A 511-nucleotide genomic window follows, 5' to 3' on the forward strand; every position below is an offset into this window, starting at 1 on the left:
CGATCTGCCCGACCAGCACGGCGATATCGAGTTCGTCTCGTTGCGGCAACCCGGCGAGTACCCGATGAGCGACGGGCAGGTGGTTTCGAGCAAGGGTATCGACGCCTCGCAGGATCAGTTCGAGGTGGACGAGAACCTTCGCGAGGGATTGGGCCATGGCGCGTTGAGTTACGCCCTTTCAGGGCTTGGTGTCCATGACGATCACGTTGACCCAGGGCGTTGCCCTGGGCTGGTGAATGGTCGCCCCTGCGGGGCTGAGTGACAGGTCCCGGCCGGGAAGGTTAAAGCCGGGCAGGTCCGGCCACCCCGAAGGGGCAGATTTCATCGGCCCAGGGCAACGCCCTAGGAACGGTGGATGGTCTTGCGCAAGGCGTCGCGGGCGAGCTGCTGGTGCGCGAAGTGGGAGGCCGCGGTCGCCCCGGAGGAGGGGGGTAACGTCCTACTTGACCGGGCTCGCCGGTATCTGGCGGGGGAGCGTTACCGAGAATCGGCTGCCCTGCCCGGGCGCGCT

The 511-nt window shown here is 66.7% G+C and carries 1 protein-coding gene; it reads left to right on the top strand.

The window, feature by feature from the left end; translation table 11 throughout:
• On the top strand, positions 1-262 hold a 262-nt coding region (locus L6Q96_23675; GenBank protein ID MCK6557545.1), incomplete at its 5' end, for a hypothetical protein.
• Positions 263-511 lie beyond the last annotated feature (249 nt).

It is taken from the genome of Candidatus Binatia bacterium, assembly GCA_023150935.1.
Classification (GTDB): domain Bacteria; phylum Desulfobacterota; class Binatia; order HRBIN30; family HRBIN30; genus JAKLJW01.